This is a genomic window from Allobosea lupini (genome assembly GCF_900109525.1).
GTDB classification, from domain to species: domain Bacteria; phylum Pseudomonadota; class Alphaproteobacteria; order Rhizobiales; family Beijerinckiaceae; genus Allobosea; species Allobosea lupini.
On sequence record NZ_FOAN01000004.1, the window covers coordinates 467,222 to 480,513 of the forward strand.

Here is a 13,292-nt window from a genome sequence, read left to right on the forward strand (position 1 = left end):
ATTCGTGAGCCGGCCTCGTGACTTGAGCCGGCGTCATCATCCGCCTAAAGAGCCCTCCACTTCACCGGCCCATCAGGGTCATGGCGGGATTCTTGCTCCCGCTTCAATTACGGCGCCGGCATCGCCAGGCGACGGCTTCTCGGCAGGAGGAATTGCCAGTGGAGACCATCGGTCACGTCAACCCGAACAACGGCGCCGACTCGTTCGGCTTCCGTGGGCTCAAGGCGGTCTACTGGAACTTCGAGGCGGCGCGCCTCTATGAGGAATCGCTGCGGCGCGGCGAATCCCAGCTCGCCCGCGGCGGCGCGCTCTGCGCCGACACCGGCAGCCATACCGGCCGCTCGCCCAAGGACAAGTTCGTCGTCAAGGACGCACTGACCGAAAAGACGGTGTGGTGGGAGAACAACGGCGCGATCTCCTCTGAACAGTTCGAGACCCTGCTCGGCGACTTCATCAAGCACGCCGAAGGCAAGGAGCTGTTCGCGCAGGACCTCTATGGCGGCGCCGATCCGGCCCACCGCGTCAAGGCTCGGGTCTTCACCGAGATGGCCTGGCACTCGCTGTTCATCCGCAACCTGCTGATCCGGCCCGAGGCCGGCGATATCGCGAGCTACGTGCCCGAGTTGACGATCGTCGACCTGCCGAGCTTCAAGGCCGATCCGGCCCGCCATGGCTGCCGCAGCGAGACTGTCATCGCCATCGATTTCTCGCGCAAGATCGTGCTGATCGGCGGCACCGCCTATGCCGGCGAGATGAAGAAGTCGGTCTTCACCTATCTGAACTACACCCTGCCGGCGAAGGGCGTGGTGCCGATGCACTGCTCGGCCAATGTCGGCTCCAAGGACGATCCGGCGGTCTTCTTCGGCCTCTCCGGCACCGGCAAGACGACCCTCTCGGCGGATCCCGACCGCACCCTGATCGGTGATGACGAGCATGGCTGGTCGAAGGAGGGCATCTTCAATTTCGAGGGTGGCTGCTACGCCAAGACCATCCGCCTCTCGGCCGAGGCCGAGCCGCAGATCTTCGCGGCCTCGCAGCGCTTCGGCACGGTGCTCGAGAATATCGTCATGGATCCGATCTCGCGCGAAGTCGATTTCGACGACGAGACCAAGACAGAAAATACGCGCTCGGCCTATCCGCTCGACGCCATCCCGAACGCCTCGCGCACCGGCCGGGCCGGCACGCCGAAGAACATCGTGATGCTGACCGCCGACGCCTTCGGCGTGATGCCGCCGATCGCCAAGCTGACCCCCGCCGAGGCGATGTACCACTTCCTCTCCGGCTACACCGCCAAGGTCGCCGGCACCGAGCGCGGGCTGGTCGGCGTCCAGCCCGAGTTCTCGACCTGCTTCGGCTCGCCCTTCCTGCCGCGCCACCCGTCGGAATACGCCAATCTGCTGCGCGACTTCATCGCCAAGCACCATGTCGACTGCTGGCTGGTGAACACCGGCTGGACCGGCGGCGGCTACGGCACCGGCCGGCGGATGCCGATCCGCGTGACGCGTCGCCTGCTGACGGCGGCGCTCGACGGCTCGCTCAACCGCGCCGACTTCCGCCGGGACCCTTATTTCGGTTTCGCCGTTCCCACATCGGTGCCCGGCGTCGAGCCGCACATCCTCTACCCGGTCAAGACCTGGCAGGATAAGGCCGCCTTCGCCGAGACGGCCAAGAAGCTGGTCGGCATGTTCGCGGAGAATTTCGAGAAGTTCGAGGCCCATGTCGACGACGCCGTGAAGGCCGCGGCACCGACGAGCTCTCTGGCGGCTTGAACACAATCGGCGCAAAAGCGTGCTAAGGGAGGCGGCGATGAGCCGCCTCTTTTTCGTTCTGCTGCAGCTGCTGCTGACGCTCGCCGCCCTCGGTGCCACCGCCTGGGGCGCGGGGCTTCTGATCTTCCGCCTGCCCGGTGCGATCGGCATCGTCGGCGCGATCGGCTTCGGCCTCGCCGGTCTCGCCGGCACGATCGGCATCTGGAGCGGCGCGCCGCGCCTGCCGCTGGCCTTCGCCGTGCTCTTCATCGGCCTGCTCGGCTGGTGGGCCGGGCTCAAGCCTTCGCATGAGCGGAACTGGATCCCCGAGCTCGCACATCTGCCGCAGATGAGCGTTGCCGAAAACCGCCTGACGGTGACCAATCTGCGCCATTTCACCTGGCGGACGGAGAGCGACTACGACCAGCGCTGGGAAACCCGCAGCTATGACCTCTCGCGCATCCAGGGCGCCGATCTCTTCCTGTCCTACTGGTCGGGCGAGGCAATCGCGCATCTTCTGATCAGCTTCACCTTCGCGGACAACGAGCCGCTGACGATCTCGATCGAGATCCGGCGCGAGGAGGGTGAGGAATGGTCGGCGCTGGCCGGCTTCTTCCGCAATTACGAGATGGCCTATGTCGCCGCCGACGAGCGCGACCTGATCGGCCTGAGAACCCAGGCGCGCGGCGAGGACACCCGGCTGTTCCGGCTGAGCGCCAAACCGCAGCAGGCGCGCGACCTGCTCCTGGCCTATGCCGCGGACGTCAACCGCCTGGCGCAGGAGCCGCGCTGGTACAACACGCTGACCACGAACTGCACCACCGTGGTCTACCATCTCGTCGGCCAGGTCGCGCCCGGCTGGAGGTTCTCGCTGCCGCTCGATCCGCGCGTCCTGCTCTCGGGCTACCTGCCAGGCTATCTCCGCGACATCGGCGCGGTCCGCCAGGACATGCCGCTCGACGAGCTGGTGAAGCTGAGCCATATCGGCGAGAAGGCGCGCAGCCTGAAGCCCGACAGTCCGGAATTCTCGCGGGTCATCCGCGAGGGCGTGCCAACCGGTAATTTTTGATATCGCATTTTCTTCACGCGAACCGGTGTCCACTTCGCTTGAAAATGCTCAAGGCTCAACCATAGCCGTGCAGGCTCGCGCCATGGCGCTTGAGCCAGGCCTCCGCCTCCTCGGTGCGCGGGCAGAGCTTGTGCGTCAGCGCCCAGAAGCGGTGCGAATGGTTCATCTCCTTGAGATGCGCGACCTCATGGGCAGCGAGATAGTCGAGCACCAGGGCCGGCGCGAGGATCAGGCGCCAGGAGAAGCTGAGATGCCCCTTCGAGGAACATGAGCCCCAGCGGCTGGTGGTATCGCGCAGCGTGATCTTGCGCGCGGGGATGCCGAGCACGGCGGTATGCGTGCACACCGCCTTCTCGAGATCGGCCAGCGCCTCGCGGCGCAGGAAATCCGTGACCCGGCGCGCGACATGGGCCGCCTCGCCGCAGACCGCGATGATCGGCTCGCCCTCGGCCGAGAGCGTGGCACGGGTCACACCGCGTACCCTGGTCCAGTGCACGATGCGGTGCGGGACGCCGCGCAGCGGCACGACCGCACCCGGCTCGAAGGCGACGCCCTGCGGACGCTTGGCGAGGCGCGCTGCGATCCAGCCGCCATGCTTCTCGGCGAAGACGCGGCCGGTCGCGAAGTCGACGCGCTCGGGCAGGGTCAGGGTGATCTCGCCCGTCGCCTGCGAGACGCGCAGCGTCAAGCGGCGCGCGGTCGCGCGCCGCTTGACGCTGACCGGGTAGAGCGTGCCGGCATGGGCGACCTCGATCCGGTCGGGATCGGGCTGGCGCCTGAACAGGGAGAACCGCATCCCGGCGATTGTGCGGGATTCGCAGCGGAAGCGGAAGGGGGCGGAGCTTAACTCAGCCCGCGACCTTCAGCGCCTTGCGCGCCGTCTGCGCGGTCTCGTTGCGGCGCTCCTTGGCTGCCTTCATGTCGAGGGTCAGCATGAAGTCGGCAATGCGCGGCGCGATCTCGGAGCGGAAGCGCGAGCCGTTGAAGACGCCGTAATGGCCGACGCCCTTCTGCAGGTACTCGACCCGCATGTCGTCGGGGATGTTGACGCACAGATCATGCGTCGCCCTGGTCTGGCCGACGCCGGAGATGTCGTCGTTCTCGCCTTCGACCGTCATCAGCGCGACGCTGCGGATCGCCGTTAGGTCGACCAGCTTGCCGCGATGCATCATCTCGCCCTTGGGCAGAGCGTGCTTGACGAAGACGGTGTCGACCGTCTGCAGGTAGAACTCGGCGGTCAGGTCCATCACCGCCATGTACTCGTCGTAGAAGTCGCGATGCTTCTCGGCCGAGTCGCCGTCCCCGGCGATGAGATGCTTGTACATGTCGTAATGCGCGGTGAGATGGCGGTCGAAATTCATCGCCATGAAACCGGAGAGCTGCATGAAGCCGGGATAGACCTCGCGGAAAGCGCCGAGATGCGGGAACGGCACGCGGGTGATGCAGTTGCGGCGGAACCAGTCGGTGCCGCGCTCCATGGCGAGCTGGTTGACCGCGGTCGGCGAGCAGCGCGTGTCGATCGGCCCGCCCATCAGCGTCATCGAGCGCGGCGACGAGGGATCGGTCTCGGCCTCCATGCGGGCGATCGCGGCGAGCACCGGCACGGAAGGCTGGCAGACGGCCATGACATGGGTGTCGGGGCCGAGCTTGTGCAGCATGGCGATGACGTAATCGACATAGTCGTCGAGATCGAAGCGGCCGGCCGAGAGCGGCACCAGGCGGGCATCGACCCAGTCGGTGATGTAGACCTCGTGATCGGGCAGGAAGGCCTCGACGGTGCCGCGCAGCAGCGTGGCGTAATGGCCCGACATCGGCGCGACCAGCAGCACCTTGGGCTGCGGCTTGCGGCGACCTTCGATCTTGCGGTCGAAATAGACCAGGTTGCAGAAGGGACGCTGCCAGACGACGCGCTCCTCGACCGCGACCTTGACGCCGCCCATCGTGGTGGTGTCGAGGCCGAAGGCCGGCTTGCCGTAGCGGCGCGTGGTGCGCTCGAACAATTCGCAGGAGGCGGCGATCGTGCGGCCGAACGGGGTATAGGTCAGCGGGTTCGCCGGGTTCTTGAAAGCGAGCTGCATGGCGTCGGACATGGCCCGCGCCGGGCTGACCATCATATGAACCGCCTCATAGGCGTGATAGGCGAACGACATGGCGGCCCTTTCGCTCTTTCGCAGCGCCGCATCCCACGATGCAGTGCAGCAAGGGAACGCAGCCTAAGTAGAATTTGTTCTGATTCAATCGTCCAAAGGGCTAAGATTTCCTTGTGATGCCGATTAGCCACAACGTCCACCTTCCTGTCCGCTTGCGGCATTGCGAAACTTGCGCGCCGTGACGATCGCCGACCTCGTTCCTTCCGCTCCTGGCGGCACACCCCGGCATCTGCGGCTCGACACGCTGGTGCGCCTGCGCTGGCTGGCGATCGCCGGCCAGAGCGTCGCCGTCGCCGGCGTGCATTTCGGGCTCGGCTTCTCGCTGCCGTTCGGCTGGTGCTTCCTCGCCATTGCCGTCTCGGCCTGGCTCAACATCGCCCTGCGCATCCGCTTCCCGCTCAGCCACCGCCTGCGGGAAGGCGCGGCGACGGCACTGCTCGGCTTCGACATCCTGCAGCTTGCGGCCCTGCTCTATCTCACCGGCGGCCTGCAGAACCCGTTCGCGATCCTGTTCCTAGCGCCGGTGATGATCTCGGCGACGGCGCTGCCGCCGCGACACACGCTGGCGCTCGGACTGCTCGCCGCGGGGCTCGCGACACTGCTCACCATCCTGCACTGGCCGCTGCCCTGGGCCGGGAGCGAGCGCCCGGTGCTGCCGCCGCAATACCAGCTCGGCAACTGGATCGCGCTTTTGCTCGGGCTCGGCTTCACCGCCATCTATGCCTGGCGCGTCGCCAAGGAGGCGCGCGATCTGTCGGAGGCGCTGGCCGCGACCGAGCTCGTGCTGGCGCGCGAGCAGCACCTCTCGCAGCTCGACGGCCTCGCCGCCGCCGCTGCCCATGAGCTCGGCACGCCGCTCGCCACGATCGCGCTGGTCGCCCGCGAGCTCTCGCGGCTCGCCCCGGCCGAAGGCGAGATGGCGGAGGACATCACCCTGCTGCGCGAGCAGGTCGAGCGCTGCCGCGGCATCCTCGGCAAGCTCGCCTCGCTGCAGGACGACGATGCCGGCCCGCTCGACCAGCTTTCGCTCAGCCTCTTGATCGAGGAGGCCGCCGGGCCGCAGCGGCCCTTCGGCGTGCCGTTCGAGATCGCGCTGATCGGCGAGAAGCCGGAGCCGGTCTGCCGGCGCAATCCCGGCATGAACTACGGGCTCGGCAATATCGTCGACAACGCCGTCGACTTCGCTCGTTCCAAAGTGACGATCACGGCGCAGTGGACCGACGAAGCCGTCATCCTGACCATCGCCGATGACGGGCCGGGCTTCACGCCGGAAGTGCTGCTGCGGGCGGGCGATCCCTATCTTTCGCGCTCGCATGCCAAGGAATCGCGCGCCGGCGGCGGCCTCGGCCTCGGCCTGTTCATTGCCAAGACGCTGCTGGAACGCAGCGGCGCGACGCTGGAATTCTCCAATCTGCCGTTGCCGGCAACCGGCGCCAGCATCCGCATTACCTGGTTGCGGGCCGTCTTCGAACGCGATGATCGACCCAGCGGACCTTCAAACCCGGAGCTTTTGGCCCCATATGCGACAGAATGAGGCGTTGCGGCGTTTCAGCGCGTCGCGCAATCGGTAGAGTGGATAGTGAGCCGGACAGTTACCCGCCCGGCAGGAGATGATGGCGATGGACACGGCGCCGATGACAGGCGAGCTCACCGATACGACCGGCAGGGACATGTCTCTTCTGCTCGTCGACGACGACAAGCCGTTCCTGACCCGCCTCGCCCGCGCAATGGAAGGCCGCGGCTATTCGGTGAGGATCGCAGAATCCGTCCAGGCCGGGCTTGCCGCGGTCGAGGAGGCGGCGCCGGCCTATGCGGTGATCGACCTGCGCCTCGGCGACGGCAACGGCCTCGACGTGATCGCCCGGCTCAAGGAGAAGCGCCCGGATGCGCGCGGGGTCGTGCTGACCGGCTATGGCAACATCGCGACCGCGGTCAGCGCGGTGAAGCTCGGCGCTTATGACTTCCTCGCGAAGCCCGCGGATGCCGACGAGATCCATTCGGCGCTGGCCGCCGGGCCGAACGCCCGGCCGGTGCCACCGGAAAACCCGATGTCGGCCGACCGTGTGCGCTGGGAGCACATCCAGCGCGTCTACGAGCTATGCAGCCGCAATGTCTCGGAAACGGCGCGCCGGCTCGGCATGCACCGGCGCACCCTGCAGCGCATCCTGGCCAAGCGCGCGCCGCGATGAACTAAGGTTTGGGCATTGCCTTCTCAGAAAGCCGGCGAGCACTTTTCTGAGCAAAGCTCTGCGGCACTCCCCGAGCGCATCAGCGAAGAGCTGATCGCTGAGCTGGTCGACACCTTCTATGGCCGGGTACGGCTAGACCCGCTGATTGGCCCGATCTTCCTCGACAAGCTCGGCGACGACTGGGACGCCCACCTCGCCAAGCTGCGCGATTTCTGGTCGTCGGTAACGCTGATGAGCGGGCGCTATCGCGGCAAGCCACAGCAGGTCCACATGCCGCTGCCGCTCCAGATGCAGCATTTCGAGCGCTGGCTCGCGCTGTTCGAGCAGACGGTCACCGAGCTCTGCACCGGCCCGGCCAAGTTTCTGTTCATCGACCGCGCCCGGCGCATCGCCGACAGCCTGCAGATCAGCCTGAACATCGGCCCGAAGGCGCTGGCCCTGCCGGAGCGCAGCACCTCCGGCTGAGCTACTCAACACCGGAGTTTCGACAAGCGCCAGCGATGACTCAGCGAGGCGATGTCGCCGATCTTCCAGAGTTCGCCGACACGCACGAAGTCATAGCGGATATGGTTGGGCTCGCCGAAGTTCCGGAAACGGACGTCCACTGCAGCGCGGTTGTCGCCAGCCTTGGTCTCGATCCGTAGCGTGCGCGCGATTTCCCTGTCGTCGTAATCGTTTCCGCTGCTCGTAATGGCAAAATCGATGCAGAGGTTCTCGGTCTTGTCATCGGCGGCGAACAACCTGACGAGACCGGGCTGGAAATAGCGGGCGCGATTCTCGGGCGCGCGCAGCCGCCCGATCGAGCTCTGCGTCAGGCCGCCGGCATATATGCCGCGCACAATCGTTTCGGGCGTCTCCGCAGAGGCCGTCCCGACAGCAAGAAAGCTGAGGGCAGCGGCCGAAACCATGAGCCTGTACATCATTTCGATACCTGCAAACGGCCGGCGAGCCCGAACCTGCTAGCTCAGATCTTACCCAAGGTCACGTGCCCCGATGCGGTAACCCGGTCACGCGGAAAGACGCTGCTCTCAACCCAGCTCCGGATCCTCGATGCCGGAGAGCCGCCCAGCCGCCAGCCTGGCAAAGGCGATGGTCAGCATCTTCCGGCGCGCCGGCGCCAGCTGATGGCGCGGCGGCTCGCGCAACAGCTCGCCGCCGAAGGCATCGGCGACGATCAGGCCGACATCCTCGGGCAGGATCTCCAGCGGGAATTCAGGCGCGACCGCAAAGAGGAAGCCGTCGCAATAATCGCGATAGTCCGGCCATTTGCCGTCGACGCGATAGTCCTCGATCCCCGATTTGACCTCGACCACCAGCAGTTCGCCGGATGGCGAGAGCGCGACGATGTCGCCGCGCCGGCCATTGGCAAAGGTCATCTCCTTGACGATGGCATAGCCGCGCTCGCGCAGATGGCGCGAGGCGCCGCGGCAGACGGCACGGGTGATCTCCGGCCGCGCAGGCGGCGGATTGAGGGCGGAATCGGAGAGTGCCATGCTCGCTATGTTCTGCTTTTGTGCTCGCCGATGCAAGAGCTGCTTGCGATGACCGCCGGCATGGCTATGGTCCGCCCGCCTTGGAACGTTTCGCGCCCCTCCTGCTGATCGCGCTTGCCGCCGGCCTGGCCTATGGGCTGTGCTTGGCCCTGCGACCCTTGATGATGCGCTATGCGCTGGCGCGGCCGAATGCCCGCTCCAGCCACCGCACGCCGACACCACAGGGCGGCGGCATCGCCGTGCTCGCCGGTGCCTTCCTGGCGCTCGGGCTCGCACTGGCCTTCATTCCGATGGATGCGGGGGCCCGGCACGGGCTCGTCCTGGTCATGGTCGCCTCCGCTTTGCTGGCCGTCGTCGGCGCCTGGGACGACATCAGGCCACTCTCGCCGGCGCTGCGCCTGCCGCTGCAATTCCTCTGCGTCGGCATCGTCGTGTTCTACGCCGCACCCGACGTGCGGCTGCTGCCGGAAGCGCTGCCGCTCTGGGCCGAGCGCGGCCTTGCCCTAATCGCCGGCGCCTGGTTCGTCAACCTCGTCAACTTCATGGACGGGATCGACTGGATCACCCTCGCCGGGCTGGTGCCGCTCGCCGCTGCGATCGCGCTCGCCGGCGGCTACGGCATCGTCGATCCCGCCACCGGCCTGCTTGCCGCGGCGTTACTGGGCGGGCTGCTGGGCTTTGCGCCGCTCAACAAGCCGGTCGCGCGCATCTTCCTCGGCGATGTCGGGGCTTTGCCGCTTGGCCTGCTCGGAGCGTATCTGCTCTACCGCCTCGCCGGCACCGGCGCGCTGACCGCGGCGCTGATCTTGCCGCTTTATCACGTGATGGATTCGACGATCACGCTGCTGCGCCGCTTGGCGCGAGGCGAAAAGGTCTGGCAAGCGCACCGTTCGCACTTCTACCAGCAGGCGACCGATAACGGTTTCAAGGTGATCGAGATCGTCGCGCAGATCGGCCTGCTCAATCTTGGCCTCATCGCCCTCGCGGCGCTCAGCATCGCCGTGCCCGCACTCTGGGCACAGCTCGGCAGCCTGTCGATCGCGCTGGCGCTCACGATCGGCTTGCTGCGCCGCTTCTCGCGCAAGCGGGCGCGGCCATGAGCGAACGCATCCTGCTCACCGGCGCGAGCGGCTTCGTCGGCCGGCATGTGCTTGATGACCTCGCGGCGCGCGGCTATCGCGTGCGGACGGCAGGGCGGAGCGCAACCCCTGCCAGCCCCGATGTCGAGCATGTCGCGATTGGCGATCTCGGCGCGCCGGTCGACTGGCAGCCGCTGCTCGACGGCGTCGACCACGTGGTCCATAGCGCTGGCCTCGCCCATGCCGACGGCGACATTCCGGAGGAGCGCTACCGGGCTGTGAACACCGAGGCGACGCTGGCACTGGCGCGGGCAGCGCAGGCGGCAGGCGTGCGCCGCTTTATCTTCCTGTCCTCGATCCGGGCGCAGAGCGGGCCGATCAGCGAGCAGCCGCTGAGCGAGATCGATACGCCTGCGCCGAGCGATGCCTATGGCCGCTCCAAGCTCGCGGCAGAACAGGGCCTCGCCGGGCTCGATCTCGACTGGGTCGCACTGCGGCCGGTGCTGGTCTATGGCGCGGGGGTGAAGGCCAACATGGCGGCGCTCCTCAAGCTGGCGAAGCTGCCCGTGCCGCTGCCGCTCGGCGCGCTCTCGGCCAGGCGCTCGCTGCTCGCGATCGAGAATCTCTCCGCGGCGATCGCCTTCGCCCTGACGCAGGCCTGCCCGGCGCGGCGCAGCTACATCGTTTCTGATCCGGAACCCCTGTCGGTCGCGCAGATGCTCGCCGCGATGCGGGCCGGCCTTGGACGAGGGCCTGGGCTGATCCCGGTCCCGTCGGCGCTGCTGGCGCTGGCGGCGCGGCTCGCCGGGCACAGCGGTGCCTATGAGCGATTGGCGAACGGGCTCGTCGCCTCGCCGGCTGCGCTGATCAAGGCTGGCTGGCGGCCGCCCGCGGAGACGAAGGCTGCGCTGGCGCAACTTGCGGCAAGCCGGGCCGACGCCGGCTAAAATCGGGGATCGCAGCTTCGAGCACCGCCTCGGCGCCGAGCCTGTCCTGCGCCGCCAGCGCCCGCTCGAGCTCGTCGAGCCAACCCTGCATGCGTTCGCGCCCGGCGAAGATCGGCTTTGCCGCCATGACGCCGTCGAGCCCGGTCTCGGCCATCGGCTCGTCCTTGGCGAAGAGGATCTCGTTCAGGCGCTCACCCGGCCGGACGCCGGTCACGGCGATCTCGATGTCGACGCCCGGCTCATAGCCGGCGAGGCGGATCATGCGCTCGGCAAGATCCATGATCTTGAGCGGCTGGCCCATCTTCAGCACATAGACGGCGGCGCGCTCGTCCTGCGCCTCGTGCTCGGGCGCATGCGAGGCCGAGGTCAGCACGAGGTCGCAGGCCTCGCGGATCGTCATGAAGTAGCGGATCATCTCCGGGCTGGTCACGGTGACCGGCCCGCCGCGCTCGATCTGCGCCTTGAACTTCGGCACCACCGAGCCGACCGAGCCGAGCACGTTGCCGAAGCGGACCGCAACGAGGCGCGTGCCGCGATTGCCATTGGCGAACTCGGCATCGCGCGCCTGGGCATACATCTCGGCGAAGCGCTTGGTCGCGCCGAGCATCGAGACCGGCTCGATCGCCTTGTCGGTCGAGATCATCACGAAGATGCCGGCGCCGGCAGCGATCGCCGCCTCGATGGCGACGACCGAGCCGAAGATGTTGGTCTTGATGCCCTCGCCCCAGTCGGCCTCGAGATAGGGCACATGCTTCAGCGCGGCGGCATGGATGACGATGTCGGGCGCGAAGGCCTTGAACAACGGGCCGAGGCGCGCCTCGTCGCGGACATCGGCGAGCGCACCGGTGACCCGCATCGGGAGATCCTGGGCGGCCAGCGCCTCGGTGACGTGGAACAGCGCCGGCTCGGAATTCTCGACGACGAGCAGTTCCACCGCGCCGAAGGCAGCGCAGCGCAGGCAGATCTCCGAGCCGATCGAGCCGCCGCCGCCAGTGACGATGACGCGCTTGCCCTTGAGAAAGCCTTCGAGTCGCGCCCGATCGATCTTGACGGAGGGGCGCACCAGGAGATCCTCGATCTCGAGCGGCGCCAGCTCATTGCCGCGCATGCCCTCGCCGAGCGTATCGAGCCGCGAGATCGGGATGGCGAGCTTGCGGGTGTGGGCGAGCCATTTGTCCGGCTCGGCCTCGGGCGCGAGCGCGCTCGGCGTCGCGACGATGCGGCGGAACGGCTCGCCGCGCTCGCTGGCGTCGGTCGCGATCGTCTCTATCTGCGAGAGCAGGCCGAGCACTGGCACGCCACGGATGGACTGCCCGAGATCATCGGGCCTCGGCGAGAGGACGCCGGCCGGCCGCATCTTGCCCATCGCGCCCGATTCCATCGCCCGGATCACGATTTCGATGTCGACGGCGCGGCCGAGCAGCAGGGCCGGCAGGCTGGACCCGCGCGCGGCCTGGTGCTTGGAGCGGGAGTATTTGAAGTAGCGATAGGCTAGGCGCGGCCCCCCGAGGAGCGCGATCTGCACCAGCCAATAGAGGACGATGGTGATCTTGCCGAAGAAATAATAGCCGTAGAGGTTCTGCGCGACGAGCACGTAGTCGACGACCAGCAAGGTCAGGGTCAGGACCGTGACCGCCCGGACGATGTTCGAGAGATCCGGCAGCGAGGCGAAACGCCATTTCGAGCGATAGAGCTGGAAGAACCAGTACACAGCGCCGGCATAGGCGACGAAGAAGGGCAGGATCTTCGGCAATTGCCGCATCCGCTCCTCGAAAAGCCAGCCATCGAAACGCACGGCGAAGACGAAGACGATCGCGAGCGCGGTCATCGCCAGGTCGTGGGCGACCACGGCGAGCTTCTTGGCGCTCTGTTTGGTGAGATTCAGCATGCGCGGCGGGGTATCCCGCTCCGCCAGCGCCTTGTCAACGCAGGTCGGAGCTGCCGGTCAGGCAGCGGAGCGGACAGCGCCCAGCCCGGCGAGGATGAAATCGATCATCTCCTCGACGGTCGGGCCGGGAAGCTCGGCACATTGGGCGAGCAGGAGCGGATGACAGAAGCGCAGCATCGCCATGCGTACGCAATGGGTCGCGGTGACCGGATCGCGGGCGGTGAACTCGCCCCTGGCGATGCCGTCGGCGACGACCGAGCGCAGGATCGCGTCATAGCGCTCGATATGGCCGCGGACGACGTCCCAGCTCTCCTCCATCGCGCAGGCGACCATTTCATGCAGGCGGTGATTGTCGAGATAGCGGGCCGCATTGATGCGGCAGGTCGCAGAGAGGATGTCGCGCAGGCGCTCGCTCGCAGGACGCTTCTCGGCGGCGATCGCGGCTACGGTCGCCTCGAGCTCGCTCATCGAGCGCTCGGCGACGGCCTCGTTGATCGCCTTCTTCGAGTCGAAGAAACGATAGACATTCGCCGGGCTCATGCGCAGCGACTTGGCGATATCGGCGACAGTGGTCTTCTGATAGCCGATCTGGCGGAAGAACCGCTCGGCGACATCGATGATGTCGTGCCTCGTATCGCGCTCTACTGTGCTCATGCCACAGCAACTTCCCGGTCTGATGACTTGTTCCCATAGGCCGTCTGCGGACGCCATCGTTGCCTATGACGAATT

The 13,292-nt window shown here is 67.1% G+C and carries 13 protein-coding genes; 7 read left to right on the forward strand and 6 right to left on the reverse strand.

The window, feature by feature from the left end:
- Window positions 1-158 precede the first annotated feature (158 nt).
- Both BMZ21_RS14870 and BMZ21_RS14875 read left to right on the forward strand, forming a co-directional pair.
- The gene (locus tag BMZ21_RS14870) at window positions 159-1,769 is read left to right on the forward strand and encodes a phosphoenolpyruvate carboxykinase (protein WP_244543850.1); all 1,611 of its coding nucleotides are present in this window, start codon (window positions 159-161) and stop codon (window positions 1,767-1,769) included.
- A gap of 37 nt (window positions 1,770-1,806) precedes the next feature.
- The gene (locus BMZ21_RS14875; protein WP_091835692.1) at window positions 1,807-2,817 is read left to right on the forward strand and encodes an Lnb N-terminal periplasmic domain-containing protein; all 1,011 of its coding nucleotides are present in this window, start codon (window positions 1,807-1,809) and stop codon (window positions 2,815-2,817) included.
- A 55-nt stretch (window positions 2,818-2,872) separates the two neighbouring features.
- Here BMZ21_RS14875 and BMZ21_RS14880 read toward each other — a convergent pair whose 3' ends face one another.
- Window positions 2,873-3,613 (reverse strand): M48 family metallopeptidase, encoded by a 741-nt coding sequence (locus tag BMZ21_RS14880; protein ID WP_091835695.1) that lies wholly within the window; start codon window positions 3,611-3,613, stop codon window positions 2,873-2,875.
- Window positions 3,614-3,665: 52 nt separating this feature from the next.
- On the reverse strand, window positions 3,666-4,967 hold the full coding sequence (locus tag BMZ21_RS14885; RefSeq protein ID WP_091835698.1) for a polyhydroxyalkanoate depolymerase: 1,302 nt from the start codon (window positions 4,965-4,967) through the stop codon (window positions 3,666-3,668).
- A gap of 184 nt (window positions 4,968-5,151) precedes the next feature.
- Between BMZ21_RS14885 and BMZ21_RS14890 the strand changes: the two genes are divergently transcribed.
- The 3 genes from BMZ21_RS14890 to BMZ21_RS14900 all read left to right on the forward strand — a co-directional run bounded on the left by BMZ21_RS14890 (window position 5,152) and on the right by BMZ21_RS14900 (window position 7,621).
- Complete coding sequence (locus BMZ21_RS14890; protein WP_091836087.1) at window positions 5,152-6,501, forward strand: ActS/PrrB/RegB family redox-sensitive histidine kinase; 1,350 nt, start codon at window positions 5,152-5,154, stop codon at window positions 6,499-6,501.
- 85 nt (window positions 6,502-6,586) lie between these two features.
- Window positions 6,587-7,156: an ActR/PrrA/RegA family redox response regulator transcription factor gene (locus tag BMZ21_RS14895; protein WP_143079712.1), complete on the forward strand. Its 570-nt coding sequence runs from the start codon at window positions 6,587-6,589 to the stop codon at window positions 7,154-7,156.
- 15 nt (window positions 7,157-7,171) lie between these two features.
- A complete protein-coding gene (locus BMZ21_RS14900) occupies window positions 7,172-7,621 on the forward strand; it encodes a group III truncated hemoglobin (protein WP_091835705.1) in 450 nt (149 codons plus the stop codon).
- 5 nt (window positions 7,622-7,626) lie between these two features.
- Here BMZ21_RS14900 and BMZ21_RS14905 read toward each other — a convergent pair whose 3' ends face one another.
- Window positions 7,627-8,064, reverse strand: a complete 438-nt coding sequence (locus BMZ21_RS14905) for a hypothetical protein (RefSeq protein ID WP_143079713.1) — start codon at window positions 8,062-8,064, stop codon at window positions 7,627-7,629.
- 120 nt (window positions 8,065-8,184) lie between these two features.
- Window positions 8,185-8,649, reverse strand: coding sequence for an MmcB family DNA repair protein (locus tag BMZ21_RS14910; protein WP_091835711.1), 465 nt, complete (start codon window positions 8,647-8,649; stop codon window positions 8,185-8,187).
- Between the two features lie 80 nt (window positions 8,650-8,729).
- On the opposite strand from BMZ21_RS14910, the gene BMZ21_RS14915 reads away from it, so the two are divergent.
- Window positions 8,730-9,749: an MraY family glycosyltransferase gene (locus BMZ21_RS14915; protein ID WP_091836090.1), complete on the forward strand. Its 1,020-nt coding sequence runs from the start codon at window positions 8,730-8,732 to the stop codon at window positions 9,747-9,749.
- Complete coding sequence (locus BMZ21_RS14920) at window positions 9,746-10,675, forward strand: NAD-dependent epimerase/dehydratase family protein (RefSeq protein WP_091835714.1); 930 nt, start codon at window positions 9,746-9,748, stop codon at window positions 10,673-10,675. Before BMZ21_RS14915 ends, BMZ21_RS14920 begins: the two co-directional genes overlap by 4 nt.
- Here BMZ21_RS14920 and BMZ21_RS14925 read toward each other — a convergent pair.
- Window positions 10,596-12,563: an SDR family NAD(P)-dependent oxidoreductase gene (locus tag BMZ21_RS14925; protein ID WP_091835717.1), complete on the reverse strand. Its 1,968-nt coding sequence runs from the start codon at window positions 12,561-12,563 to the stop codon at window positions 10,596-10,598. The genes BMZ21_RS14920 and BMZ21_RS14925 overlap by 80 nt on opposite strands.
- A gap of 57 nt (window positions 12,564-12,620) precedes the next feature.
- A complete protein-coding gene (locus BMZ21_RS14930) occupies window positions 12,621-13,217 on the reverse strand; it encodes a TetR/AcrR family transcriptional regulator (protein ID WP_091835720.1) in 597 nt (198 codons plus the stop codon).
- Window positions 13,218-13,292 lie beyond the last annotated feature (75 nt).

What these genes read in the sequence shown, in the direction of transcription:
- BMZ21_RS14875 (WP_091835692.1), top strand. Translation starts at nt 1,807, where the DNA reads ATGAGCCGCCTCTTTTTCGTTCTGCTGCAGCTGCTGCTGACGCTCGCC.
- BMZ21_RS14880 (WP_091835695.1), bottom strand. Translation starts at nt 3,613, where the DNA reads ATGCGGTTCTCCCTGTTCAGGCGCCAGCCCGATCCCGACCGGATCGAG.
- BMZ21_RS14885 (WP_091835698.1), bottom strand. Translation starts at nt 4,967, where the DNA reads ATGTCGTTCGCCTATCACGCCTATGAGGCGGTTCATATGATGGTCAGC.
- BMZ21_RS14895 (WP_143079712.1), top strand. Translation starts at nt 6,587, where the DNA reads ATGGACACGGCGCCGATGACAGGCGAGCTCACCGATACGACCGGCAGG.
- BMZ21_RS14905 (WP_143079713.1), bottom strand. Translation starts at nt 8,064, where the DNA reads ATGGTTTCGGCCGCTGCCCTCAGCTTTCTTGCTGTCGGGACGGCCTCT.
- BMZ21_RS14910 (WP_091835711.1), bottom strand. Translation starts at nt 8,649, where the DNA reads ATGGCACTCTCCGATTCCGCCCTCAATCCGCCGCCTGCGCGGCCGGAG.
- BMZ21_RS14920 (WP_091835714.1), top strand. Translation starts at nt 9,746, where the DNA reads ATGAGCGAACGCATCCTGCTCACCGGCGCGAGCGGCTTCGTCGGCCGG.
- BMZ21_RS14925 (WP_091835717.1), bottom strand. Translation starts at nt 12,563, where the DNA reads ATGCTGAATCTCACCAAACAGAGCGCCAAGAAGCTCGCCGTGGTCGCC.
- BMZ21_RS14930 (WP_091835720.1), bottom strand. Translation starts at nt 13,217, where the DNA reads ATGAGCACAGTAGAGCGCGATACGAGGCACGACATCATCGATGTCGCC.